This is a genomic window from Desulfurellaceae bacterium, from assembly GCA_021296095.1.
GTDB lineage: Bacteria > Desulfobacterota > Binatia > Bin18 > Bin18 > JAAXHF01.
In genome coordinates, this window is the sequence record JAGWBB010000003.1 from 24,074 (window position 1) to 47,744 (window position 23,671).

General features: G+C 63.2%; 20 protein-coding genes. 8 read left to right on the forward strand and 12 right to left on the reverse strand.

All coding sequences use genetic code 11. The features are described from left to right. Positions 1 to 7 precede the first annotated feature (7 nt). Positions 8 to 1,288, forward strand: coding sequence for a bifunctional folylpolyglutamate synthase/dihydrofolate synthase (locus J4F42_01080; protein ID MCE2484076.1), 1,281 nt, complete (start codon positions 8 to 10; stop codon positions 1,286 to 1,288). Further along, positions 1,285 to 3,510: an LPS-assembly protein LptD gene (locus J4F42_01085; protein ID MCE2484077.1), complete on the forward strand. Its 2,226-nt coding sequence runs from the start codon at positions 1,285 to 1,287 to the stop codon at positions 3,508 to 3,510. Before J4F42_01080 ends, J4F42_01085 begins: the two co-directional genes overlap by 4 nt. On the opposite strand, the gene mnhG is transcribed toward J4F42_01085, so the two are convergent. The 6 genes from mnhG to J4F42_01115 all read right to left on the reverse strand — a co-directional run bounded on the left by mnhG (position 3,487) and on the right by J4F42_01115 (position 9,458). Then, complete coding sequence (gene mnhG / locus J4F42_01090) at positions 3,487 to 3,885, reverse strand: monovalent cation/H(+) antiporter subunit G (GenBank protein ID MCE2484078.1); 399 nt, start codon at positions 3,883 to 3,885, stop codon at positions 3,487 to 3,489. The genes J4F42_01085 and mnhG overlap by 24 nt on opposite strands. Further along, on the reverse strand, positions 3,863 to 4,150 hold the full coding sequence (locus tag J4F42_01095) for a hypothetical protein (GenBank protein MCE2484079.1): 288 nt from the start codon (positions 4,148 to 4,150) through the stop codon (positions 3,863 to 3,865). Before J4F42_01095 ends, mnhG begins: the two co-directional genes overlap by 23 nt. A gap of 12 nt (positions 4,151 to 4,162) precedes the next feature. Next, complete coding sequence (locus tag J4F42_01100) at positions 4,163 to 4,702, reverse strand: Na+/H+ antiporter subunit E (GenBank protein ID MCE2484080.1); 540 nt, start codon at positions 4,700 to 4,702, stop codon at positions 4,163 to 4,165. A 94-nt stretch (positions 4,703 to 4,796) separates the two neighbouring features. Next, a complete protein-coding gene (locus tag J4F42_01105) occupies positions 4,797 to 6,284 on the reverse strand; it encodes a hypothetical protein (protein ID MCE2484081.1) in 1,488 nt (495 codons plus the stop codon). Positions 6,285 to 6,343: 59 nt separating this feature from the next. Then, the gene (locus J4F42_01110) at positions 6,344 to 6,676 is read right to left on the reverse strand and encodes a Na(+)/H(+) antiporter subunit C (GenBank protein ID MCE2484082.1); all 333 of its coding nucleotides are present in this window, start codon (positions 6,674 to 6,676) and stop codon (positions 6,344 to 6,346) included. 10 nt (positions 6,677 to 6,686) lie between these two features. Beyond that, the gene (locus J4F42_01115; GenBank protein ID MCE2484083.1) at positions 6,687 to 9,458 is read right to left on the reverse strand and encodes a DUF4040 domain-containing protein; all 2,772 of its coding nucleotides are present in this window, start codon (positions 9,456 to 9,458) and stop codon (positions 6,687 to 6,689) included. Between the two features lie 218 nt (positions 9,459 to 9,676). Between J4F42_01115 and J4F42_01120 the strand changes: the two genes are divergently transcribed. The 4 genes from J4F42_01120 (at position 9,677) to J4F42_01135 (ending at position 13,935) form a co-directional block, all read left to right on the forward strand. After that, positions 9,677 to 12,058 carry an MMPL family transporter gene (locus tag J4F42_01120; protein ID MCE2484084.1) on the forward strand — a complete coding sequence of 794 codons (2,382 nt, stop codon included), beginning with the start codon at positions 9,677 to 9,679 and terminating at the stop codon, positions 12,056 to 12,058. 14 nt (positions 12,059 to 12,072) lie between these two features. Then, a complete protein-coding gene (locus J4F42_01125) occupies positions 12,073 to 12,567 on the forward strand; it encodes a DUF3617 family protein (protein MCE2484085.1) in 495 nt (164 codons plus the stop codon). A 73-nt stretch (positions 12,568 to 12,640) separates the two neighbouring features. After that, on the forward strand, positions 12,641 to 13,030 hold the full coding sequence (locus J4F42_01130; protein ID MCE2484086.1) for a DUF2237 domain-containing protein: 390 nt from the start codon (positions 12,641 to 12,643) through the stop codon (positions 13,028 to 13,030). Positions 13,031 to 13,197: 167 nt separating this feature from the next. Then, entirely contained in the window at positions 13,198 to 13,935 is a 738-nt protein-coding gene (locus J4F42_01135; protein MCE2484087.1) for a hypothetical protein, read from the forward strand. Between the two features lie 160 nt (positions 13,936 to 14,095). On the opposite strand, the gene J4F42_01140 is transcribed toward J4F42_01135, so the two are convergent. Both J4F42_01140 and J4F42_01145 read right to left on the reverse strand, forming a co-directional pair. After that, on the reverse strand, positions 14,096 to 15,292 hold the full coding sequence (locus tag J4F42_01140; GenBank protein ID MCE2484088.1) for an ATP-binding protein: 1,197 nt from the start codon (positions 15,290 to 15,292) through the stop codon (positions 14,096 to 14,098). 226 nt (positions 15,293 to 15,518) lie between these two features. Next, positions 15,519 to 16,721, reverse strand: coding sequence for a DUF418 domain-containing protein (locus tag J4F42_01145; protein ID MCE2484089.1), 1,203 nt, complete (start codon positions 16,719 to 16,721; stop codon positions 15,519 to 15,521). Positions 16,722 to 16,935: 214 nt separating this feature from the next. Between J4F42_01145 and J4F42_01150 the strand changes: the two genes are divergently transcribed. Both J4F42_01150 and J4F42_01155 read left to right on the forward strand, forming a co-directional pair. Next, entirely contained in the window at positions 16,936 to 18,837 is a 1,902-nt protein-coding gene (locus tag J4F42_01150) for a PQQ-binding-like beta-propeller repeat protein (protein ID MCE2484090.1), read from the forward strand. A 3-nt stretch (positions 18,838 to 18,840) separates the two neighbouring features. Further along, on the forward strand, positions 18,841 to 19,653 hold the full coding sequence (locus tag J4F42_01155) for an arginyltransferase (protein ID MCE2484091.1): 813 nt from the start codon (positions 18,841 to 18,843) through the stop codon (positions 19,651 to 19,653). On the opposite strand, the gene shc is transcribed toward J4F42_01155, so the two are convergent. The 4 genes from shc to J4F42_01175 all read right to left on the reverse strand — a co-directional run bounded on the left by shc (position 19,539) and on the right by J4F42_01175 (position 23,668). After that, positions 19,539 to 21,617 (reverse strand): squalene--hopene cyclase, encoded by a 2,079-nt coding sequence (shc, locus tag J4F42_01160; protein MCE2484092.1) that lies wholly within the window; start codon positions 21,615 to 21,617, stop codon positions 19,539 to 19,541. The two genes, J4F42_01155 and shc, sit on opposite strands and share 115 nt — an antisense overlap. A 3-nt stretch (positions 21,618 to 21,620) precedes the next feature. Next, entirely contained in the window at positions 21,621 to 21,893 is a 273-nt protein-coding gene (locus J4F42_01165; protein MCE2484093.1) for a hypothetical protein, read from the reverse strand. A gap of 2 nt (positions 21,894 to 21,895) precedes the next feature. Next, positions 21,896 to 22,693 carry a hypothetical protein gene (locus J4F42_01170; protein MCE2484094.1) on the reverse strand — a complete coding sequence of 266 codons (798 nt, stop codon included), beginning with the start codon at positions 22,691 to 22,693 and terminating at the stop codon, positions 21,896 to 21,898. A 90-nt stretch (positions 22,694 to 22,783) separates the two neighbouring features. Then, positions 22,784 to 23,668, reverse strand: a complete 885-nt coding sequence (locus J4F42_01175) for a CoA transferase subunit A (protein ID MCE2484095.1) — start codon at positions 23,666 to 23,668, stop codon at positions 22,784 to 22,786. Positions 23,669 to 23,671 lie beyond the last annotated feature (3 nt).

The window sequence follows — 23,671 nt, forward strand, 5'->3', positions numbered from 1 at the left end:
GACGTCCATGCTCAGTTACGCCGAGACCCTGGACTTCCTGTTTGACCGCGAGGTCGAGCGTATGCAGCTCGGGCTCGACAGGGTGGAGCGCGCCCTGGCGCTGTGCGGCTCCCCTCACACCCGCTTTCCCAGCTTGCACATTGCGGGGACGAACGGCAAAGGCTCGACCGCAGCCCTGCTGCACGCCGTACTGAGAGCGGCGGGCTACCGGGTTGGCCTGTATACCTCACCCCATCTGCTCGACTTCTGCGAACGCATCCGTCTCGGCGCCGGCTGGATTCGGCAACAGGACGTGGTTGACGGCATAGCCTGGATTCGCTCCCGCCTCGACCCGGCCGAGCTCGGGCTCACCCCGTTTGAGCTGATGACGCTGCTTGCCTTTGTAACCTTTGCCCGGGCCGAGGTCGATATTGCGGTCGTTGAGGTCGGGCTCGGTGGACGCCTGGACGCGACCAATGTGCTGTCTCCGCTGGTGACGACGATTACCCAGATCGGACTCGACCACCAGGCCTATCTGGGCAGCGATGTGGCCCGGATCGCGGCTGAGAAGGGCGGCATCATCAAGCCTGGCGTCCCGGTCGTTGTCGGCCGGATGGAGGCCGACAGCCAGGCCGTGCTGATCGACATCGCGCGTCGGCAGGGCAGTCCGAGCCTGGTCTATGGTCGGGATTTTTGGGCCGATGCGGGTTCGGGTCATTTTGGCTATCGGGGCCGGGCCTGGCAGTATGAGAACCTGCCGCTGGGGCTGGCCGGCGCCTTTCAGGTCGATAACGCGGCCGCAGCCCTGGCCAGCCTGGAATGCCTGACTGCGGATTTTCCCGTCTCCGGTGCCCAGCTGTGCCACGGCTTGCGGCAGGTCGTCTGGCCGGGGCGTTTCCAGATCGTTTGCGATCAGCCTCTTGTCATACTCGACGGGGCGCACAACCCGTATGCGGTTGCGGCTCTGGTGTCGGCCCTGCCCGAGGTGCTCGGCGGGCGGCGAGTCTCGCTGCTGTTCGGGGTGATGGACGATAAGGACTGGCCGTCTATGGTCCCGCTCCTGGCCCGCATTGCCCACCAAGCGGTCGTCACCCGGGTGCGCAATCCGCGTGCCGCAGACCCCCAGGCCGTGGCAGCCGCCTTTGCCGGGGCGTGCCCGACCCGGGTGTGCAGCGACGCGCGGGCCGCGTGCCAGCAGCAGCTCGACGGGGCTGACGCCGACACGGCTGTGGTCGTATGCGGCTCGCTGTTTCTGGTCGGCGAGGTGCTGCCCCTGTTTCCTTCAGCGCTAAGGGGGCAGCGCCGATGATTCGCCTGGCCTGCCTGATCGTCGTGCTGTGTCTGACCGGTCCGGTCCCGGCCTGGGGTCAGGCTGAGCCGAGCAGCAGCCAACCGCTCGAGGTCGAGGCCGAGACGCTGGGCTATGAAGAGGACACCGATACCGTTACCGCCAGCGGAAACGTGGTGGTGACCAGGGGGGCGACCCGGATCACGGCCGATTCGATCCGCTTCAACCGCACCACCAACCAGGTCGACGCCCGAGGCAATGTCGTGGTCCGCAATCCGCGCGGCACAATCGAAGCCGAGGCACTCCAGTTCGAAATGGAGGACGAAACCGGCCGAATCACCAACGGCACGGTCCGCCTGCCCAGCCATCAATACACGATCACCGGCAAAAACTTGCAGAAGTCGCTGGGCCAGACCTATCACATTGACGACGGGACGATGACGACCTGTCAGTGCGATGAGCCCGAACAGGCCGACTGGACCGTCGGGGCTCAGACGCTCGACCTCGTCAGACGCGGCCGTGGGGTGGTCCGCGGCGGCACTCTCAAGGTCCGCAACGTACCGGTGCTGTACCTGCCCTACGCCCTGTTTCCGGTCCAGACCGAGCGCCAGAGCGGCCTGTTGTTTCCCAACTACGGGTTTTCCAGCCGCCGCGGCTTCCAGTTCCAGCAGCCCCTGTACTGGGCGCTGAACAAAAGCCACGATGTCACCCTCACCGCGGATGTCGAGACCGCAGCCCGGTTCGGGCTGTTGGGCGAGTATCGCTATGCCCTGAACCGCAACGCCGAGGGTCAGCTGATCGCCTCGTACTTTAACGAAAAGGTGGGCGGCGTGGCCTCGACCAGCTCACCCCGGCACCGCTGGAGCCTGACCGGCACGCATCGCCAGCGCCTGCCGTACGGGGTGCAGGGCTACGGCGACTTCTTCTTTGTCAGCGACGACCGTTTCTTGCGCAACATGAACACGCCCTATTATGTCGGGCTGGAGGATACCGATCTACGCTCCCGGCGCTGGACGCGCTCCCGAGCCGGCGCGGTCAAGACTTGGCGCCACGCCCAGCTACGGGCCGATACCTTTTACTTCCAGGATTTGCGCAACGAGGACGACTACGCCTTTCAGGTTCTGCCGACCCTGCGTTTTCGGACTCAGCGCTGGCTGTTAGGCGGTCGGGCCGAGGCCGGCCTCAATATCCAAGGGGCAAACTTCTACCGCCAGAAGGGCTACTACGGCCAACGCCTCCACATCTCTCCGTGGCTGTCCGTGCCCTTCTCCCTGGGCGGCTATGCCTTTGGCTCGCTGAGCGCGGTCGGCCATGAGACGGTCTATCACCTGGGTTCCCGGGAAGCGGTATCGGTGCAGGATCTGGGCCGGGCCGGCATGGACGGCCACAGCTTCAGCCCGGGCGGCGACCGCACCCGTGAGACTGTGCAGTTGCGGGCCGAGCTGGCTACCCGTGTGTCGCGGGTCTTCAGGCTGGGCTGGGGGCGCCTGCACAGCCTCAAGCATGTGGTCGAGCCGCACGTCTCCTACTCCTACAGCCCGGTCGTCGGCCAGGACGACCTGCCCCTGTTTGACGGGCTGGATCGGATCAATCGGCGCAGCCTGTTTGCGTATGGGGTGACCAACCGCCTGCTCGGCAAGTTTGTCTCCGGCTCCGACGCGGACGCCACACGGATACGCGAGCTGCTGCGCCTGACCATTACCCAGGCCTACGATCCGACGCGGCGCCTGCGCGGTGCGGGACCGGGCAACTTCGGGCTGAGCGAAACCGCTCAGCACTTCTCGGACGTGGCCTTTGACGCGCGTTTCAGCCCCTTTTCCTTTCTCAGCATTCGGACCGATACGGTGTACGATCTTGATCGATCCGAGGTCACCGCAACCCGGGTTGCAGCCTTCGTCCGCGACCCCCGACCCCTGCCGTCGGCCCCGCCGGTGTTCCAGCAGCTGCAGCGCCGAACGACGCTCTACTTTTCCTACCGGGCCATTGCCGACCGCCTGCTCAAGGAGTTGAGCGCCAACGTGGTGCTGCGCCTGACCGAGCACGTCTCGGCCGCCTATCGGACCCGCTATGACCTGAACGACGCCTCGTTCGTTCGCAACAGCTATTACTTCCGGCTGCTGTCACCCCAGAAATGCTGGGCGTTTGATTTCGGCGTGGTTGATAAGGTCAACCCGGACGAGGTCGAGTTCCGCTTTGCCGTTACCCTGGTCGGGCTGAGTTCATTCGGACGCCAGATGTTCTGAGCGTGTATCGGCTAGGGGGCGCTCCTCTTGTTCCTCCCAGTCCTTGAACTGATCAACGGTGCCGCCCCGCCACATGGGCACACCGGTCCGGTAGGCGGCGCGGGCGATCATGTGGGCGCCAAGTGGGGCGGTGAGGAGCAGGAAGCCGAGGATCAGGCTCTCTTTGAGTCCGGGCGACAAGCCCAGAAAGCGGAAGTAGATCAGGGCTGCCAGCAGCACCCCGGCCACGCCAAAGGTGGTGCTTTTGCTCGTGGCGTGCATGCGCGAATACACGTCTCTCAGCCGCAGCAGGCCAATCGTGCCGGTCAGCAGAAAAAACAGGCCGAGCAGCAGCAGGCCGCTGACCAGGATTTCAAGAGTCGGTGGTGTGTCCATCGATGACGGTTCCTACCAACAGATAGCGGGCTGCCGCAACCGTGCTCAGAAACGACAGAATGGCCAGCACCAGCGCGACATCAATGTACAGGGCGCTGGCCGTGCGGATGGAGACAACGATGATCGCCGCCACCAGATTGACCGCAATATTGTCCAGGGCGACCACCTGGTCAGGCACGCTCGGTCCGCGGATCACCCGGTAGCCGCTGAGCACGATCGACAGCGTAATACCGGACAACATAATAGAACAGGTGATTTCAATCATGCGTGGTGGCCTTCACTCGACGATCAGCAGCAAATAGCGCTCAAAGCCGTCTTTGATCTTCTGTTTCTCTGCCTCAATGTCCTCAATGTCGAGAAAATGGATGAACAGGAAGCGTCGGTCGGGCGACACCTCAACCGACAGGGTGCCCGGCGTCAGGGTGATCATATTGGCCAGCAGCGTAATCAGGATATCGTGCTGGACCTCGAGCGGGTAGGCCAGAATACCCGACCGCACGTTGAGCCGTGGCGACAAGACCTGCTTGACCACGTCGATATTGGCCACGACCAGCTCTTTGATAAAAAAGCCCAGCAGGCGAAATCCCATCAGCACTCTGCGGATATAACGCCACTCCCGGCCAAAAGAGCGGGGGAAGAACAGCATGGCGCCGATGCCGACCAGATAGCCGATCAGAAACTGGTGCAGCGAGATCTCGTCGTGCAGCAGGCACCAGGTAAAGGCCAGGGTGACGTTCAGGGTCAGACGGGGCAGTATGGACGACCTCGGATGCGAAGCTCGCCCGGACATGCGATTTTCTTCAGTCGGGGTCGGCATTGTGTCTGCTCGGCTTTTGGGCAACCACAGGGGGTTGCCCCTACGTGTTTTGGGCAGGGGGTTGCCCCTACGTGTTTTGGGCAAGCACATGCCCCTACCTGTCTGGCCCCAGCACCGCCTCAATATAGGCCCGTGGCTCGTAGGCCTGTTGGGCTGCGAGTTCAGCCACACTATAGAGGACACCCGGGAAGAGGCCAATCCACACAATCCCGGCCACCAGAAGAAGAATCCCGGGCAGCAGCGGATTCAAGGCCACGGCCCGCCGTTCACCCTGCTCAGCGCCCCAAAACACCCCGTTCCAGATTTTGAGCATGGAGGCCAGGGTCAGCAGGCCGCCCACCAGCCCAATGCCGGCATAGCCGTAGCGTCCGGCCTCGACACCGGCCTGGAGGACGATGAATTTGCTGAAAAAACCGGCCAGGGGCGGGATGCCGGCCAGGCTCAGGGCGGCGATGAGAAACAAGCCACTGAGCAGCCAGGAGTGCGACTGCAGGCCGCCGATGGTTTTGAGCTGGGTCGTACCGGTCACGCTGTGGACCGCTCCGGCAATCAGAAACAGGGCCGATTTGGACAGCACGTAGGGCACCATGAAGAACAGGCTGCCGGCCAGCGCCTGGCGGCTCAACAGGCCGATGCCCAGCAGCAGATAACCGATCTGGCTGATGATGTGGTAGGACAGGATACGCTTCATATCGACCTGTGACAGGGCGCCGAACACGCCCAGCAGCATGCTGAGTGCGGCCAGGACGAGCAATAGCTCGTGGGTCACGCCCGGGTCGTGGCGAAACATCAGGCTGAAGGTCCGAAAAATGGCGTACACCCCGACCTTGGTCAGCATACCGCCAAAAAAGGCGCTCATGCCCGCCGGCGGCTGAAAGTACGGGCCCGGCAGCCAGAAATACAGCGGAAAGATGGCGGCCTTGGAGCCGAAGACAAACAGAAACAGCAGGGCCAGCACGGTCGGCAGCGGGCTGTCGGCCGGCAGCGCCTGTATCTTCAGCGCCAGATCGGCCATATTCAGCGTGCCCAGGCTGCGGTAGGTGACGGCCAGGGCCAGCAGGAAAAACGTCGAGGCAATCAGGTTGATGACCAGGTATTTGAGCGTCTCCCGTAGCTGGCCCGGCTCGGAGCCCAGGACCAGCAGGGCGAATGAGGCGATCAGCAGGATCTCGAAGAACACGAACAGGTTGAACAGGTCGCCGGTCAGGAACGCGCCGTTGACCCCCATCAGCAGGATAAAAAACAGCGGAAAATAGAAGTGTTCCTGGCGGTCGGGGTCAATTGAGGCCAGGGAAAACAGGCCGACGGCCAGGGCGATGGTCATGTTCAGCCCGACCATCGTCATGCTCAGCGCATCGGCCACCAGGACAATCCCGAACGGCGCCGGCCAGTTGCCCATGCGCAGAACCACGATCCCGCTGCTCCAGACGTAGAACAGTCCGAGCAGGGACAGCAGCCACAGCCCGCCAATCGTGATTATACTCAGCAGGCGTTGCAGGGCGGCTCGTCGCGGAAACGCGGCCAGAACCGCAGCGGCCACGACCGGGCCGATGACAAACAGGATGAACAGCTCGTGCAGCATACGCAGCGTCACCCTAGGGCCAGTCTCTGTATTCCTTCATTCCGCATTCCACCTTCCTCTCACTCTTCCCCCCCGGCCAGCTCGTTAATATCGTTTGAGTCGCACACCTGGCGGGTGCGAAAGGCCAGCACCGTGGCAAAGGCGGTCATGCCGAAGCTGATCACAATGGCGGTCAGCACCAGGGCCTGGGGCAGGGGGTCGGTGTAGGGCGGAGGGGAGGTGAGCAGCGGTGGGCTGCCGTGCTCGAGGCCACCCGACAGCATCAGGGACAGGTTGGCCGCGTGCGAGTAGAGCGACAGGCCAATGACGACCTGCAACAGGTGGTGCTGGAGCAGGAGATAGGTCCCGCAGCCGAACAGTACGCCAATCACGCTAATGAGAATGAGTTCCACCGCTCGGCTCCTATGCCTCGGCAACCCGCTGAATGATGCCGATGCTTGTTCCGACGACGACCAGATACACGCCGATGTCAAACCCCATGGCTGTGGCCAGTTCGACCTCGCCCAGCAGGGGCACCGAGAAGTGGCCGAACGCGCTGGTCAAAAACGGCTGGCCGAAGGCCACCGCGCCCAGCCCGGTAAGGGCGGCCACCAACAACCCCAGACTCACAATCCGAACCGGGTTCAGCAGGGTTTCGCGCCGGAAGGTGGCGGCGTCAAAGGCGATCATCTGAAAGGTGATGGCCACCGCAGTCAGCACCCCGGCGATAAAACCGCCGCCCGGCGCGTTATGGCCGCGCAGCAGCAGATAGATGGCGAACAGCAGCATCAGGTGCAGGGTCAGGCGGGCAAACGACTGGAGGATCGGCGAGCCGGACCCGGGAACCCGTAGCAGGCTGCCGAGCCGCCCGCGCCCCGGGCCGCCCAACTCGATCATGGCCACCACGGCCAGCGCGGCAACCGCAAACACGGTGATCTCTCCCATGGTGTCAAAGCCCCGAAAATCGACCAGAATGACATTGACGACATTCTGCCCGCCGGCCAGTGCGTAGCTGTTTTCCAGGAAATACGGGGCCAGCAGGGACGGCGCAAACTCGATGTTGGCGGCCAGGAGCAGGAGAGCGGCCAAGCCTCCGACGCCGATGCTCAGGCCGAGATGCAGCAGCCGACGGCTGACGGTCGGCCGGACATTGTCCAGCGGGGAAAAAAAGCGCAGCACCAGCAGAAACAGGACCAGCCCGACCGCCTCAACCAGAATCTGGGTCAGGGCCAGATCCGGCGCGCTGAACAGTACGAAAAAGATCGAGACCAGGGAGCCGACCAGCCCCAGCGCCAGAATGATGGCGATCCGCGAGCGAAACACGCAGCAGGCCAGGGCGGCCACGCCAATCAGCACGGCCAAGCCGATTTCGTACCAGCTGGCCACCGTCGTCTCGGTTTGCAGCGGGGTCACGGCAAAGAACTGCCAGACCGGCAGGCTGAGCCCCAGGATGAGGGCGATCAGCACATAACAGATGTAGTCGGTCAGGCGCCCGGTCATGTACAGGCGGCGCTGCCAGGTGAAGGCCGCACTCAGCCAGGCCAGGCTGTCAACATACAGCCGGTCGAACGAATACCAGGCCCGGGCGGTTTGCAGGCCGGGGATAAAAGAGCGGCGCGACACGAATAAGCCCAGCCCGACCGCCAGGCTGAGCCCGCTCAGCAGCAGCGGCGGGTTAATCCCGTGCCACAGACCCAGATGCGGGATATGAGACGCGGAGTCGTCCGCCGTCCCCAGGGCCGGCGCGATCAGGGTTTCGGCCAGACCCGGCAGAAGCCCGTAGACCAGGGCCAGAGCGCTGAGCACGATGATGGGCAGGGCCATGCCGACCGGGGTGTGATCGAGCCGGCGCGTGTCCGGCCGGTCGGACGAGTGCGAGGAGCGCTCCTCGGCAGGCTGGACGGGGGCCGGCCGCACGGCAAAAAACGTCCCGTAGCACAGCAGGGCCGAGTACAGGAAGGTCAGGCAGCTGGCCGCCACGGCCACGGCGCTCAGGCCCGGCCCGACCGTCAAGACCGACTCGTAGAACAGCTCTTTGCTGATAAAGCCGCCCAAGGGCGGCAGGCCGGCCATTGACAGACAGGCCAGTACGGCCGCCCCGGCAATCAGCGGCATCTCCCGGCGCTGGCTGCCCAGTTGGCGGATGTCCCGGGTGCCGGCTTCGTGTTCGACCGCTCCGGCGGTCAGAAACAGGGCGCCCTTGAACGCCGCGTGGTTGACGATGTGCAGCACCGCAGCCAGCATGGCCAGCCGCGTTCCAATGCCGAGCAAGAGCACAATCAGGCCCAGCTGACTGACCGTCGAGTAGGCCAGCAGGGCTTTCAGGTCGGTCTGTTTACACGCCAGCGCCCCGCCCCAGACCATGGTCAGGGCTCCGACGCTGACGCCGGCCGTAGACCAGACCGGATCGGCGGCGAACAGCGGAGACACCCGCGCCATCAGGTACAGCCCGGCCTTGACCATGGTGGCCGCGTGCAGATAGGCGCTGACCGGGGTCGGGGCTTCCATGGCCGAGGGCAGCCAGATGTGAAACGGAAACTGGGCCGACTTGGTGAAGGCTGCCACCAGAAAACACACCCCAACGGCGCTCGACAGGGAGGGCTGGGCGGCCAGCAGCTGCGACAGCTCCAGGCTGCCGGTCTGGTCAAAGACCAGAAAAATCCCGAACAGCAGGACCAGACCGCCGCCGGCGGTCAGCCCCAGGGCCTTGGTCGCCCCCTCGCAGGCTGCGGCGCGTTGGGAGCGGAAACCGATCAGTAGAAACGAGGCGACGCTGGTCAGCTCCCAGAACACCAGCAGGACGACCAGGTTATCGGCCAGCACCACGCCCATCATGGCACTGTTGAACAGCAGCAAAAATCGATACAGGCGTCCGAGATGTGGATCGTCGCGCAGATACGAGCCGGCATAGATGAACACCAGCAGGCCGACACCCGAGATCAGACTGACGAACAGCCAGCTCAGGCCGTCGAGCTGCAAACTCAGCCGCAATCCGAGCGCCGGCAGCCACGGCCACGAGATGTGGACGCTGGCGCCGTGCTGGATAGCGGACCACAGCACCACCACCACACAGACCTGGACGGCCGGGATCAGGCTGAACAGGGGGGCGGTTGCCTGGCGGAAACGCGGCGGCAGCGGAACGAGCGCGCCGAGCAGGGGCAGGATGATAAGGACAGGGAGGAGAACCGGTGACACTGAGGTGCATTTTCAATAAATCGCCTCTGGCGTCAATGGCAGGCTGGTCCTCCTGGTCGCCTGGCCGCGTCTTGACAGCTCAGAGGCTGCCCCATAGCCTACCTGTCTTTGAATACGGTTCATCCTGATCGTGTGGCTGAGGAAGAGCGGATGAACCGCATGTGGGTCGGCCGTCTCAGCCGGCCGGCCGCAAGCGCCACGAGGAGGCGTGCAGGGCCATGTTACCCCGTCGGTGGATGGAAGCCTATATCAACTTTCTGCTGCGCCGGCGCTGGATTGTGCTCGGCCTGGCAGTCGTCCTGACGGCATTCTTCGTCTACCAGTTGGGTCACACCAAAATCCAGATGAACTTCCTGGACTTCTACCCGCCCGGGCATCCGTACATGCAGCTGGTCAAAAAACACGCCCGGATGTTCGGCTCGGCGAATGTCCTGGTCATGGCGGTCGAGGTCGAGCAGGGGGATATCTTCAATATCGAGACCCTCAACAAGATCGACCGGCTGACGATTGCGCTGCTGGAGACGCCCGGGGTCAACGGCTGGCAGGTGCTGTCCATCTCGCATCCCAAGATGCGCAACATCGAAATATCCAGCGCCGGTATCCAGGCCCTGCCGCTGTTCTTCCCCGGACCGCCGAAAACCCAGGCCCAGGCCGCCCGGATCAAGAAGGCCGTGTATACCAACGACGGGATTCTCGGCGTACACGTCTCCTACGACACCCAGATGGCCCTGATTACGGCCGCGTTCTGGGAATCGGGCCTCGATTTCGGGCGGATGAAGGAACACCTGTTCCGCCTCCAGGCCGAGGAGACCGACGCCCGCCACACTATCTACATGACCGGTTTCCCGGCCCTGTTCTGCTGGATCTTCCAGTACCAGCCGTGGATTGTCGGGATTACGCTGCTGACCATTGCGTCGATCATGGCCCTGCTGTGGTTCTACTTTCGGACGATTCACGGCGTCTGGATTCCGCTCTTTTCCGGGGGGCTCAGCACGGTCTGGGCCTTAGGCTTTGCCGGTGCGCTGGGCTTCAGCATCGACCTGTTGATGATTGTGGTCTTTCTGCTGATCACCGCCCGGGCGCTGTCCCACTCGGTCCAGTCGATGGAGCGCTACCACGAGGAGTACGCCCGCCTGGGGGACAAAGACGCCGCCATTTTGCAGTCCTACCTGGGGCTCTTCTCGCCCGCCCTGGTCTCCATCGCCTCGGACGGGCTGGCTATCCTGAGCCTGGCCGTGGCCCGGATTCCGCTGATTCAGAAGATGGCCTTTTTGTCCAGCTTCTGGATTTTTACCATTGCGATCAGCGTGGTCACCCTCCACCCCATCCTGTTGAGCTTTTTGCCGCCGCCCCGTCACGATCCCCGGGCCGGCCGGCGGCTGTCGGACCGGATCTATACCGGCATCAACCACCGCCTGGTCTGGGTCAGTCGGGGCAGGGCCCGGTATGCCACGGCGACCTGTTTCGGCCTGGCCCTGCTTGTCGGCATCTATTTTGCCATGCAGATCAAAATCGGCGACGTGTCGTTCGGCAAAGCCCTGTTTTACCTCGATCATCCGTATAACGTGGCCTACGACCGGATTATTGCTCGGGACTTCGCCGGCATCTCACAGCTGGTGGTGATTGCCGAGGGGGCCGAGCCGGGGACCTTCCGCAGGGTGGATGCCCTGCGCGCCCTGGAGCGCTTTCAGCGCCATATGGAGCGCAGCAACGCCCTGGCCGGGGGCAGTGTCAGCGGGGCGGATATCATTCGCCAGATTTACCAGCGCTTTGAGGAAGGGATTCCCAAGTGGGCGATTCTGCCCAAGAAGTCGGTCGATGTCGGCAATATGTTCGCCTACTTCCTGATGTCGGCCGGGGCGCCGGCCCTGGAGCGTTTTGTCGATAAAGACCTCCAGAACGCCACCGTCACCATCTTTTTTCGGGATTACCAGCACGACACGGTCATGGAGGCCCTGAATCGGGCCAAGGAGTATATTGCCAGCAACCCGATTGAGGATGTTGAGTTTCGGCTGGCCGGCGGGCTGTTCGGGATTCTGGCCGCCATCAACGAAGAGGTCGAGTGGTCCTACCGGGTCAACCTCACCCTGGTCCTGGCCACGGTGTTTGTGTTGAGCCTGCTGACCTATCGGTCTCTGACCGGGGCGCTGATCGTGATGATTCCGTCCATTGTCGCCCAGCCGCTGACCGAGGCCATCATGTACTGGTCGCGTATCGATATGAACGTCAACTCCCTGCCGGTGGCCGCCATCGGGATCGGCATCGGGATCGACTATGGCTACTACGTCTTGTCCCGGATTACCGAGGAGTGCGCTAATTTCGACGACATGGATCAGGCCATTGAGCGCGCCCTGATGACGACTGGTCGGGCGATTCTGTTTACCGGCACGACGCTGACCGCCAGCGTGATCTTCTGGCTGTTCTTTCCGATGAAGTTCCAGGCCGAGATGGCGTTCCTGCTGGCCCTGGTCCTGTTTCTGCACATTGTCGGCGCCCTGGTGTTTATTCCCTCAATGGTGTCTCTGCTCAAGCCGCGTTTTGCCGTGCTACGGGCGGCAGCGGCGCAAGACGGCGCGGACGGCCCGACGCCCGTGACGTGAACAGGAGTCTTGTCATGCAGCTCCGTTATCTCGTGTGCCTGGTGTGGTGTGGCCTTGGCCTGCTGCTCAGCCAGACCGGCTGGGCGCAGACCTTACCGGTCACGGTCGGCAAGTGGCATATTACCACCACCATCTCCTCACCCGAGCTGCCCCAACCGCGCTTCACCACCCACACCCGGTGTGTCGACGAACCCGAGGTCGATCCGTTTGAGGGGTTTGTTCGGGACGAGGGGTGTGAGCTGCGCGATGTCAAGCAGGAGGGTGAAACGCTCACCGCCCGGCTGAGCTGCGGCAGCGGAGAAGGGGTAACGCCGATGAGCGGGACCCTGGAGTACACGGTGACCGAGACGACCATGAACAGCCGCATGCGGTTTGAGAGCAAAGACTTTTCGCAGACCATACGGGCGGTTGGCCGGCATATGGGCGAGTGTGACGAGGAGTCTGAACAGGCGGCCGGCGCCCAGGCGGGCGGCGACGCTCCGCCAAGCGACGAAAAAGCTCAACGATGATATCTTCCTAATGCGATGGTCATCATCGTTGAGATTTAAGCCCCACCCCACCCCAGCACAGGAGGACAGGCGCATGATGGAAACCCAGAAGATGGACGACTCGGTCAACGTGTTTGGTGAGCCGCTCGACACCTGTAGTGACAGCCCGCTGACCGGTTTCTTTCGCGACGGCTGCTGCAACACCAGCGAGCAGGATCGTGGCTCGCACACTGTGTGTGTCGAGGCCAGCCAGGAGTTTCTGGAATTCTCCCGCCAGCGCGGTAACGATCTCTCGACCCCTCGGCCCGAGTTCGGCTTTCCGGGCGTCAAGCCGGGCGACCGCTGGTGTTTGTGTGCGGCGCGCTGGCTCGAAGCCTACCAGCGCGACATGGCCCCCCGGGTGTATCTCACCCGCACCCACCAGCGTGCCCTGGAGATTGTTCCCCTGAAACTGCTGCGCGAGTATGCGATTGATCTGAATTAGACAGGTGAAATTTTTGTGCTCCTCCTCTCCCTCTTATCCCGTTAAGTGAGCACCTCTTCCCAGCGGGCGTCTGGTCTGCTGGTCAATCTTGAGCGGGGAACAAGGATTGCACGCCGCTATCCGGCAGGAATGAGAAATTCGTCGGCTTTCCAAATCTCCGAGGAGAGATGCGTGATCAAGATGTAATTAAAGCTTTCGTCGTTTTTTTACGCGGCATCGGCTTCCCCGACTTGATGGTAGACCGATGGCCTGACGAAGAGAATCGTCGGACTAAAGAGATCGATGCAATCGCTGGCCCTTTTGCGATTGAGCATACGAGCATCGACAGCATTCCACACCAACATCGGAACGATGATTGGTATCGGCGCGTCGCGGGCGGACTCGAACAGGAGTTCTCTGACAGCGTGGATTTTCATCTGAGCGTCACACTCGAATACGACGCCATCAAGAAAGGCCAGGATTGGGATAAGCTTCGTGCTGCTCTCAAGAGTTGGGTTTCCAGTAACGCCTTCGAGCTGCCTTATGGGTGGTATGATAGGATCCTTCCGGTAGATCCTCTACTTTCTCCCCCCTTTCGGCTCTGGGTCCAAAAACGGAAAGAGGGGCCACGAGGTGTCTCCTTCCCCCGCTTCGCACCGCCAGAAGACAAAACACTGTCAGAGCGAATAAGGAAGATATTGGACCGTAAGAGAGCGAAACTGGCGAAATACCAGGTGCCGGGTACTACGACCGTTTTGCTCGTCGAAAACGGTGATATCGCTCTTATGGATGAACCAACAATGCTCAGCGCAATTCGAGATGCGTATCCAAATGGACTGCCGGACGGGGTGGACAAGCTGTGGTTTGCCGATACGTCTATACCGGAAAATCCGAGGTTTCGTGACTTTACCAATATGGAGGGCTGAACACGCTGCTGGAGTGGCGGGATCCGGGCTCCATCGCTTCTGCCGCATCATGCGGCCTGGGCTGCCGCCCGGTGCAAGAGGTGGACGGCGAGACCATTTATCGCGAACACTGCGCCACCTGCCATGCCACGGCGACCCGTGCGCCAAAGTTTCTGAAGTCCTACCGGGACCATCTCCACTCATCACCGGGCATGATACGTAACATAAACTCGTCAAACATCGGAACAGTAAAAGCTGTGTCTCCGTGACTCGGGCTCCACACCATACCTTTATTAATCAGTTGGCTGCGAGTGGGAGCTAAAGAGGTGACGCGACGGTTCAGGACACCGGCAATGTCTCCTGAACGATGAGGTCCTGCCCCGAGTTGGGCCATCGCTCGAAGATATCTTTTCTCTGCGGGCGTCAGCCTGTCAAACCTGACCAGGAAGAAGCTTTTATCGAGGTCGGCGATGGCCTGCTTGGAGGCGACTTCAACACTAGAAGCCGTAATGGGAGAACGCTCGGCGACATCCCATAAGTGCTTTCCCCACTCCTGCAGAAAGTAAGGATAGCATTGAGTCCGAGAAACGACGGCGTCGAGGGCGGAGGGATCTATCTCCACTCCTTCGTCTATCGCGGGCTTGGCAATCGCAAATTTTGCTTCATCAGGGGAGAGCGCTCCGATGTCAGGAAACTCAAAAAGCCTCTCGGCGTAAGACTTTGCTTTCCCCATGCGACCTCGTAACTGGGGGAGACCTGCCCCGATCAAGGTCACCGGGAGCCGCCGTTGAGACGTCCGGTGTAGCGCCGTGATCAGCGCACCGAGTTCATCCTCCTTCACATACTGGAGTTCATCGACGAAGAGCACCAAACAGCTTCCATCTGCCTTGGCGGCGGCGCCAACGACTTCAAATAGGTCCTGCAAGTCAGTCTCCAAGTCTCCGTTGTCCGCCAACCCGGGTTCCGGGTCGAAGTCCAAAACGACCTCGATATCCTGGTACTTCATCTTCAGCGCCCCGACAAACCCTGCAAGTGCCCTGAGCGCGTGTTGCGCCACATTTTTGACTGCCTCCTTGTTCGAGAGTTTCAGCAAGGCCGAACGCAACTGAGGCGCTAAAAGGGATACCAGAGAGCGATTTTCAGGCGCTTCTATGCGTGGTGCGTGCATGCGGTTCGCCAATGCGTCTTCACGAATCCGGTCCAACAAGACAGTCTTTCCTACGCCACGTAGTCCAACCATCAGCATACTTTTGCTTGGACGGCCGATCTTGATCCGCTCCAGTGCAATTCGCGCGGTCTCTCGGACCTCGTCTCTGCCGACCAGTGCTGGAGGCTGCGTGCCTGCTCCAGGTGCATAGGGGTTTCGAATTGGGTCCATAGATGCAGTTTATACAGAAATTTGTCAGATTACAATTTTATTATAAGATAGATAATTTAACTATAATCGAGATAATTTTTTCCTCCACCCACCAACGCGCCCTGGAGATTGTTCCCCTGGAACTGCTGCGCGAGTACGCAATCGATCTGAATTAGACGGAATAGGGGAGAGTCCAGGAGCCTGGAGACAGCGCTGGCTTGGGGCCTCAGGGAGGTCCCGGATGCCGTCAGCCTGGCACGGCCATGGGCTGGACGCGGCCATAGGTCAGCGACCGCCACAGCCACTCCAGCGGGCCGAACCGGTAGCGCCCCAGCCACCAGTTGCTGAACCAGATCAGGACGATCCACTCCGCCAGCACGATGGAGTACAGCTGGTGGCGGGCGAGTTCGTTCCACAGTCCGAGCCCGAAATCGTGGAAAATCACCAGGCCGAAGACGCTTTGCAGGATGTAGTTCGTGAGTGCCATACGCCCGACGGCCGCCAGAACTTGACGCGCTCTGGCAAACCAGTCGTACTGCCAGGCGATCATTGCCACAGAGACGAATCCGAGGGCCATCGACACACGCCCAAGGTCGTTGGTGAACACTGATGCGCCCGACACCCATTGGGGCGCGTAGCCGCTCCCGATCTTCATGGCCAGCTCGAATCCGTTGACCGTCAGACCACAGACGAAGCCCAGGATCGCCACCAGCACATAGCAACGCAGGCTGCGCCGGCCCTGGAAGAAGCCGGTCTTGTAGAGCGCCATGCCGAGCAGCATGCACGCGGCGGCGTCCCAGATGAAGAACAGCGGCAGGGCAAGGGTGTACATCTCGCCGGCCTCCTCGGCGTTGGCCACAAAGGATTGGCGGTAAGACCCCTCGAATTTCAGGGCCTCCCGGGCTCGTATGCTCTCCGAGGGATGGACCACGGCTTCCAGATCGACCCAGGCGTCGAACATGGCCTGATCCTCGGCGGAGACGGCCTGACCGGCGGCGATGCGCGTCTGTACGGCTTTGGCTTGCACCGGACCCCAAGACAGGACCAGGAAGATCGCGGCGTAGACAATGGCCAGGTAGGCGAAGATGCAGCCTGCGGCGATACCGAGGTTCCTCGGTCGCCAGTTGCGGCACAGATACAGCACCATGCCGGCCAGGGCATAGGAGACCAGGATGTCGCCTGTCCACAGCAGCACGAAGGTATCGACGAGTCCGAGGCCGAGCAGCAAGAACTGGCGGCGGTAGTAGATTCCCACTCCCTCAGAGCGAGCTTCGCGGCTGGCCGCCAGCGCAATCCCCACCCCGAACAGCATCGAGAACACGGCTCGCATGACGCCCTCAGCCAGCAAGTCGACGACGAAGAAGATGCCGAAATCGGCGCCGCTGAGCGCACCGTCTACGGATGGATCGAAGTAGGCTCGGAACGGCAGCCCGAAGGCCAGAATGTTCATGAGCAGAATGCCGAGGACCGCGAAGCCTCGGATGGTGTCAATGGCTTGGATGCGGTCAGAGGGGAGGGTCGGGGCGGAGTGTGGCAGGGTCCGGTCCAAATTGTCTTGTGTGGGAGGCAAAGATATAACGGTCGGGCGCTTGACGGGCAAGGCATAGGACCGTTGCGCTGATTTGCCGATGTATGACAAGAAGAGGCAAGAAGGAGGGTGCCACGTGAGACACACACTATGGACTGAATACAGACTGCGCCACGCGCTCGGCGTGTGCGTCGTCGGGCTGCTTTTGAGTGCGGCCACGGCCCGGGCTGCCGCCCCGGTGCAAGAGGTGGACGGCGAGGCCATTTATCGCGAACACTGCGCCACCTGCCATGCCACGGCGAGCCGTGCGCCAAAGTTTGAGGTGATGCGCAGGCTGCCGGCCGCGTTTGTGCTGCGTTCGATGGAACTGGGCAAGATGCGCTTCCAGGGCATGATGCGGACCGGCGCCGAGCGGCGGGCGGTGTCCGAGTATATCACCGGCAAGACGCTCCCGGCCGTGACCGAGAAAGACCCGACGGTGGCCGGCTTTTGCAGCGATGCGCCGGGCGCGTTCCCGGCCGCGTACGCCTCGGCCGCCTGGAACGGCTGGGGCGTGGATGAGACCAACAGCCGCTTCCAGCCGGCCGCGGCCGCCGGCCTGAGCGCCGAACAGGTGGCCAAACTCAAGGTCAAATGGGTGTTCGGCCTGCCCATGGACTACCAGACCTCGCAGCCGACGGTTGTTGGCGGGCGGGTCTTTGTCGGCAGCCTGGGCGGCCACGTGTACTCGATTGACGCCAAGACCGGCTGCCTGTACTGGGCCAAAAAACCCCGGGCCGGCGTCCGGGCCTCGGTCGTCATCGGCCGGCTGCCCGACACCGATCCGCCCCGCTACGCCGCGTATTTTGGCGATATTGAGGCCAATATGTATGCGGTCGATGCCCGGACCGGCGAAGAGCTGTGGCAGACCAGGGTGGACGATCATCGCCTGGCCCGGATTACCGGAACGCCGACCCTGCACGACAACCGGCTATACGTACCGGTCACGGCCCTGGAAGAGGTGGCCGGCTCGGACCCCAGTTACGAGTGCTGCACCTTTCGCGGCCCGATTGTGGCCCTGGATGCCGGCAGCGGGCAACAGATCTGGAAAGCCTACACGATCCCGGACGAACCCAAGCCGGTGCGCAAAAACGCCAAGGGGGTCCAGCTGTGGGGGCCGTCGGGCGCCTCGGTGTGGTCGGCCCCGACCCTGGATCTGAAAAAGAACGTCATGTATGTGGCGACCGGGGATAATTATTCCGATCCGCCCTCGCTGACCAGCGATGCCCTGGTCGCCTTTGATTTGGCAACCGGCGAGATGCTGTGGTCCCAGCAGTTCACGCCCAACGACGCCTGGAATATCGGCTGTGAGTCGGACGATCAGACCAACTGTCCCGAGGCCCGGGGACCGGATCTGGATTTTGGCTCGTCGTCGATTCTGCGTGAGCTGCCGGACGGCAAGCGGGTGCTGGTGGCCGGCCAGAAGTCGGGCGTGCTGCACGCCGTCGACCCGGACAATAACGGCGCCATCCTGTGGCAGGCGCGGGTCGGCAAGGGCGGCCTGGCCGGCGGGATTCAGTGGGGCCCGGCGGCGGATGCCAGCACGGTGTATGTGGCCCTGTCGGATATCGGTCTGAGAACGATCGAGGATTCGCAGGCCGGCTGGACGACCGAACTCGACCCCAGCGTCGGGGGCGGGATGTTCGCCTACGATCTGGCCAGCGGAAACCGGCTGTGGCACGTACCGCCGCCGGGCTGTGGCGACCGCACGCAGTGCAGCCCGGCCCAATCCGCAGCCGTGTCGGTGATTCCCGGGGTCGTGTTTTCCGGCTCGGTCGATTCCCATCTGCGGGCCTATTCAACCACCGACGGCACGCTGCTGTGGGACTATAACGCCGACCAGGAGTACGACAGTACCAACGGCGTGCCGACTCGGGGTGGGGCGTTTGACGGTCCCGGGCCGACAATTGTTGACGGCGTGGTGTACGTCAACTCGGGCTATGGGTTCTGGGGCGCCCGCTCGGGCAACGCCTTGATCGCGTTTGAGCCCGGCGAATAAACGATGGCCGGCCACGCCAACATCGTCGAGATCCAGCGCTTTCAGACGCCGCGCTATGCGTGTCCGTACCTGCCCGAGCGGACCGCCTCGCTGCACTATCGGATTCTGATCGAACTCGGCAGCGAGGACTATGAGCGCCTGCTGAGACGCGGCTGGCGGCGCTTTGGCTGCGAGTTTTTTCGACCGGCCTGTCCGGCCTGCGACCAGTGTCGCAGCCTGCGTCTGCCGGTGGCGGCGTTCTGCCCCTCGCGCAGCCAGCGGCGCGCCCTGAAGCGCAACGCGGATGTGGAAGTCGTGGTCCAGGAACCGACCCTGACGGCCGAACACCTGCGCCTGTTCAACGCCTACCACCGCTTCATGCACCGGGAAAAGGGCTGGCCGCCGCACCGTCACAACCCGAGCTCCTACGCCCGCAGCTTCCTGATGGGCAACTGGGAGTTTGCCCGCGAGTTTCAGTACTACCGGCAGGGCCGCCTGGTCGGTATCGGCCTGGCCGATGTGACGGCCGAGTCTTTATCCAGCATTTATTTTTTCCACGACCCGGCCTGGCGGATGCAGTCGCCGGGGGTGTTCTCCATCTTGCAGCAGCTGGCCCACGCCCGGCGGCTGGGTCTCAGGCATCACTATCTGGGCTACTGGGTCGCCGACAGCCAGTCCATGGCCTATAAGGCCAACTACCGACCCCACGAGATACTGACCCGCTATCCGGCCGATGATGAGGAGCCGGAGTGGCGGGCGGTGTCCGCGCCGTCGGCAGAGGATTCGGTACGGCCGAAATACTCCCGCACGCGGCCCAGCGCCATGAGCGGGAAATAGTGGCGGTACATGTTGTAGTTGATCATGAAACCGCGCTGTAGCTCGGTGCCCTGGGCAAAGCGTTTCTTCATTGCCTGGACCTGGAGATCGGTCCGCGCGCCGGTGCCATAGCCGGGGAAGCCGGTGCCGGTATAGTAGGGCTCGTCCCAGCTGCCGTCCCGCTGAGTGCCGAGCAGATAGTCCGTCCCACGCCGAATTGAAGCCTCAAAATCGCGCCCGTCCAGGGCGACCAGGGCCATCAGCGCCCAGGCGGTCTGGGACGCGGTGCTCGGTCCCGTACCCCGCAGGCGGTCATCCATATACGACGCGCAAGTCTCTCCCCAGCCGCCGTCCGGGTTTTGGTGGGCGGCCAGCCACGCCCCGGCCCGCTGGACTGCGGTCGCGCTCATGTCCTCGCCGATGGCCTTGAGCGCCGGCAGGACCGCAGCCGTGCCGTAGATATGGTTCACCCCCCAGCGACCGAACCAGCTGCCTTCGGGCTCTTGTTCGGCGCGGATATAGGCCAGGGCGCGGGCCATTGCCGGATGAGCGGCGTCGTAGCCGAGCAGGCCGAAGGCCTCCACCACGTGGGCTGTGACATCGACGCTGGGCGGGTCAAGCGCCTCGCCGAAGTCGCAGAACGGAATCCTGGTCAGTAGCTGTGTGTCGTTGTCGCGGTCAAACGCGCCCCAGCCGCCGTTGGCGGACTGCATGGCCAGAATCCAGTCCACGGCCCGGGCGATTGGGGCGTCAAAACGTCCGTCGTCCGGGCACTGTTCACGCAGCTGGGCCAGGACGATCAGGGCTACCGCCGTGTCGTCAATATCTGGATAGGCGGCGTTGGCCCGCTCAAACGCCCAGCCGCCGGGTGTGACCTCGGGCAGCTTGACCTGCCAGTCTCCGCTGGTGACGACCTCCTGGCCGAGAATCCAGGTCAGGGCGGTCTGCATCGGTTCTGACTGCTGAAGTCGGTGGCCGCAGTCGAGCAGGGCCAGGCTTGCCAGCAGGGTATCCCAGACGGGTGACTCGCTGGCCTGAATGTGCAGCCCGCCGTCCCGCTCGTACGACCAGTGCCTGTCAAGGGCGGCCAGGCCCGCAGCCACGACCGGGTGGCTCAGCGGATAGCCCTCGACGTGGAGCGCCATCAGACTGTAGATCCACGGTGGCTGAATGCCGCCCCAGGCGCCGTCGGCGTCCTGATGTTTGATGATCCACTCCAGACACTGCCGGATGGCGGTCTCGCGGCCGGGCGTGAAGCCGAGCTTCTGATAGGCGTGCAGCGCGGCGTCGGCGGCCAGGAAAAACGTCTGCCACGACAGCAGACCGGCTTTGCGCGGCAGGCCGGCGTAGGTCCGCTGTCGCCCCAGCGGAAAGAGTTCGTCCAAACGTCGCTCGGGCGGCAGGCGGCGGGAAAAGCGGCGGGCCGACAGAACGGTCAGCGGCACCAGGGTCGCCCGCGCCCAGGAGGCAAAATTGTAGATGTTGAACGGAAACCAGCCGGGGAAGGCAATCACCTCGGGCGGCAGGCAGGGCGTTTTGTCCCACGGCCATTCGCCGATGAGGGCCAGCCAGTAGCGGGTGAAAACGCGGATGGTGTCGAACCCGCCGTGGGCTAGGATCCAGTCCCGGGCTTTTCTGAGGGCTGGGCTGTCGGGCGCCAGACCGCTGGCCCGCAGCGCGGCGTAGCACTCGACCGTGGTGTTGATATCGCCGTCCGGTGCCCCGTAGTAGATCTCCCACGCGCCGTCCTGGCGCTGAGCCGTGAGCAGGGTGTGGACGATGTCGTCTTTGCGCGGATGCTCGTAGCCCAGGATATGCATGGCCAGCAGCCACTCGGCCTCCATGCAGCAGTTGGACTCCAGCATGCCGACCCAGTAGCCGTCCTCGGCCTGGTGCTGGTACAGCCAGGCGGCGGCGGCCTGGATGCAGGCTTCGAGCCGGAACAGGTCAAGGTGTTGAGCAGAATCAGGCTCGGTGCGTGGCATAGGTTAGCGTCGCCCGCCGCCTAACTCACGCTCTTCGACCTCGATCAGCAGCTCGCGTGAGACGGTCAGCTGGCCGGCCTCGATATCCTGGGCCGAGGCTCGCTCGGCGGCCAAGCGGCACACCTTCTTGAGGTCCAAGCCGTGAAACTCGAGATCCAGCTCATCCTGGGACACCCAGACCTGAAGGCGCTGACCGTCGGCCAGAGAGCATTCATAGCCCACCGCGCGCTGGGCCCGGTTCCGCTTGCGATCCATATTGGTCACTCGATTTGCCATGTTCAGCCCCTTTCCCGGCGCAGGACTCCGGCCTGATCGACCCGGCTGCGCAGGACGTGCAGCTCTTCGGCGCTGGGTAGCTCGGTGGTCGGAACCCGCTCGGGTATGACCAGGCGAAAGCCGGTCTGGTCCTGGACCTGCTCGACCGACACGCCCGGGTGCAGGGAGCGCAGCCGCATGCGCTTTTCGTCTTCGCTAAAGTCCATGATGCACAGCGGCGTGACGCAGTACTTGGGACCGCCGCCCGGAATGCCGAGTTTTTTACGGGCGTCGGCTCCGCCCGAGCCCCAGCCGACGGTGCTGACATAATCGCAGCGCTCTACAAAGGTGCGGGCGGAGTGGGAGTTGAGCACAATGTAGTAGCGGCCGACGTGGGTGCTCAGGGTCGGCGTGCCGACCGAACCCGGACCGCGAAAGCGCAGCTTTGTGTAATCCGAACCCACCCCGATCAGATTGGTGTTGCCGTGGGGGTCGATCTGCACCCCGCCGATGAAAAAGACGCGCTTGCGCCAGCCCCGCAGCCGGTCAAAACGGTGCCCGGTGTCGCTGTACGACTCGGCCCAGCGCACCACCCGTCGGTCCCAGCCAAAGGCCGGCATGGGCAGGCTGTCCAGATGCGCCACGTTCATGCGCGTGCCGAGGAAGATCAGCTCCATGTTCGGGCCGTGCAGGCTGTGGGCCAGGCGGACCGCAGCCTCGGCCACCGGCATGGCCACGCCGACCTGGAGCAGCTCGCCGTCTTTCAGCTCCCGGGCCAGGAACACGGCCATGATTTCTTGGGGCGTACAGTCATGTTGCATGGTATCCTTTTTTTCCCTCTCCCTCTTGGCAGAGAACCGGCGAGGGCGGGACGCCCTCGTTCCGGTAGGGTGAGGGGGTCTCTCGCTCTTCTAGTACTCGTACAGCGACAGCAGGCGCTTGATTCCGATGCGTTCCAGATAGTCGGCGTGGGTCTCGGGCTCCCGGCAGTAGTGGTTCAGAAAGTGGTCCAGGCCGGCCGGGTCGTCGTGCTGAGCCGCGTCAGTGGCGGCCCGGACATAGGTTTTCAAGAACGCGTTGTCCGTAGTGTAATAGCCGCGACTGTAGAACGGATGGGCGCCGTAGGGCATGCGCAGCACGCCGTCGGCCGCAGCAATCGTCGTCGCCCACGGGTTGGCCCGGACATCCTCGTTGGCGATGATTTTTTCGACCTGGACGAGCGTCCGGTCGGCCGCCCGGTACAGGAACAGGTCGAGCCAGCCCGGCCCGCCGAAATGCTGAACATTGCCGTACGGGTCGGAGGTGGCGGCGTGCAAGAGGCTGACATCGGGTGTGATCGCCGGCACGGCCAGCAGGGTCTCGCCCTTGATCGGGTCGGTCATGACCTTGAGGTCGGGGTTGATCTCGGGCAACGAGGTGCCGACCCCGCCGCGCCAGGGCAGAAACGGCAAATCCTGGGCGGCGGCCCGCAGGCCGGCCGTCAGAATACCCTCTTCGCACTCCCAGACTTCGATCTGGCTCTGCTCAGCCGCGCGCCGGAACGAGGGCGCGACGGCCACCCCAAAGCCACCGCCGGCGTAGTAGCTGACGGCTTTGCTGACACACCCGGCGGCAATCAGCAGGTCCAGCGACAGGCCGCTGGCCACCACGGTCAGGTTTTTCACCCCGCGCCGGATGATATGGCGCAGCAGGGCCATGGGAGCCGGTTCGCCGACCGCGACCGTCATGCCGTCTTCGATCCAGCCGGCGGCGTCCGCCTCGTCGAGTATGTGTGGGCTTCGTTCTACTGCCGACATAGG